General features: G+C 66.3%; 2 protein-coding genes and 1 pseudogene. All 3 read right to left on the bottom strand.

The genetic code is table 11. From position 1 onward, the window contains the following. Window positions 1-397: wax ester/triacylglycerol synthase domain-containing protein (locus WCB02_RS33130; protein WP_423965034.1), on the bottom strand; the 397-nt coding region annotated here is incomplete at its 3' end. Beyond that, window positions 394-1,323, bottom strand: coding sequence for an alpha/beta fold hydrolase (locus WCB02_RS33125; RefSeq protein ID WP_423965031.1), 930 nt, complete (start codon window positions 1,321-1,323; stop codon window positions 394-396). The genes WCB02_RS33130 and WCB02_RS33125, both read right to left, overlap by 4 nt. A gap of 203 nt (window positions 1,324-1,526) precedes the next feature. After that, window positions 1,527-1,830: pseudogene (locus tag WCB02_RS33120) on the bottom strand (SDR family NAD(P)-dependent oxidoreductase); the annotation flags it as partial.

Here is a 1,830-nt window from a genome sequence, read left to right as displayed (position 1 = left end):
AGACGGCGAAGGCCCCGTCGTCCAGCCCTTCGATGAAGTGGTACTCCCAGAGCGGGCGGCTGCGGTCGAGCGGGACGGCGTGTAGTTGCGCGATCAGCGCCCGCAGCTCCTCCATGCCGCCGGGCTTCGGCAGAGCGGCGTGACGGACGTGGTAGTCGAGGTCGACCTTGTCTTCGACGACCCAGGCCGGATGATCGATGCCGAGCGGCGTCGGCTCGAGGCGGCGGCGGTAGGAGGGCAGGAGATCGAGTCGGGCCGCCACATGCTCGCGGAAGCGGGCGAAGAAATCGTCCCGCGGCAACGTCGGCTTGAAGATCGTAACGCTCGCGACATGCATGGGCGTTTCGGGCGTCTCCATGTAGAGGAAGAGCGCGTCGAGCAGGGAGAGGCGTTTCATGGCGGGCCTCCGGCGGCGCGCCGCAGCTTGCTTCGCCCCGCGTCTTCAGCGTCGAGGCAGTGCCGGGCGATCTCATCGACAAGGAGCGGTATCAGCGCTTCGGGCAGAAAGTGGCCCATCCCGGGGACGATGCGCAATCGCGCGCCGGGGATGTTGGCGGCAGTGTCCTCTCCTCCGGCCAACGGCACCAGCGGATCGTGGGAGCCGTGCAGGACGAGGGTCGGCGCGCGAACGCCCCGAAGCTTCAGCACACGACTCGGCGCGGTCTGGATGGCGATCATTTGACGTCCAAAACCGTCGGGCCGATAGCTGCGGCGCACCGCGCGCTCGACCCTGGCGCGAAGCTCGTCCACCGTCGGCGGGTAGCCGGCGCCGCCGATGAGACGGAACATTTCCATGTAGCGGCGGACCGCCATCGCCTTGTCGCGCGGGCGCGGGCGAAGCAGCGCGCGCCGCACCTTGCCCTTCGGGCCTGGCAAAGCGCGGTCGCCGCTCGTCGACATGATCGAGGTGAGGCTCTTAACACGCTCGGGATGCTCGATGGCGATGATCTGCGCGATCATCCCGCCCATCGACGCGCCGACGACATGGGCCTGGCCGATTCCGAGCGCGTCCATCAGCCCGACCGTGTCGCGCGCCATGTCGTCGAGCGTATAGGGCGGCCTAACCGGCAGGCCAAACAAGGCGCGCGCCATCATCACCTTCGTCGCGAGCGAACCGACCGACGGCATGCGGGACGACAGGCCGGCGTCGCGATTGTCGAAGCGGACGACGCGAACGCCGCGGGCCGCTAGCCCCTCGCAAAACGACTCCGGCCAGGCGATCAGCTGCATGCCGAGGCCCATGATGAGTAGAATGACCGGCGAGTCGGGCAGGCCCATTTCCTCATATTCGATGGTGATGCCGTTGGCTTGGACCCCAGTCATTTCTTGACCTCTTTTCCAGCTGCTCCGCCGTTTCGTGGCGCGTCATCGGCCGCGGGATTTCTCGACGACCAGCGGACCCAACGCCTTGACGAGTTCGCGGTCCATAGCCTATCGGCTCGATTGTGCGCGACGGTGACGCGGTTGTCGGAAACCTCGTAGCGAATCGTCTCGTATGCCATTGGCCGCTCCTCGACGGGACGGGCTCAGAACTTGCTGTAGCCGCCGTCGATCACCAGACAGTCGCCGGTGTGATAGGATGACAGCGCGCTCATCAGATAAACAGCGATCCCGCCGAAATCAGTGGGATTTCCGAAGCGGCGCATCGGAATCCGCGGCATAATGGCGCCGACGAACTTCTCATTGGCCCTGACGCCGGCCGTCATTTCGGTCTCGATCCAGCCCGGCAAAATCGCGTTGGCGGTGACGCCGTAGCGCGCATGCTCGACCGCAAGCGAGCGAATGAGTTCGTTGAGCGACGCCTAGGTCGCGGCGTAGTGCTCGCCGCGC

The sequence above is a fragment of the Bradyrhizobium sp. genome, from assembly GCF_049581145.1.
Classification (GTDB): Bacteria; Pseudomonadota; Alphaproteobacteria; order Rhizobiales; family Xanthobacteraceae; genus Bradyrhizobium.
This window is presented reverse-complemented; position numbering and strand designations above follow the sequence as displayed.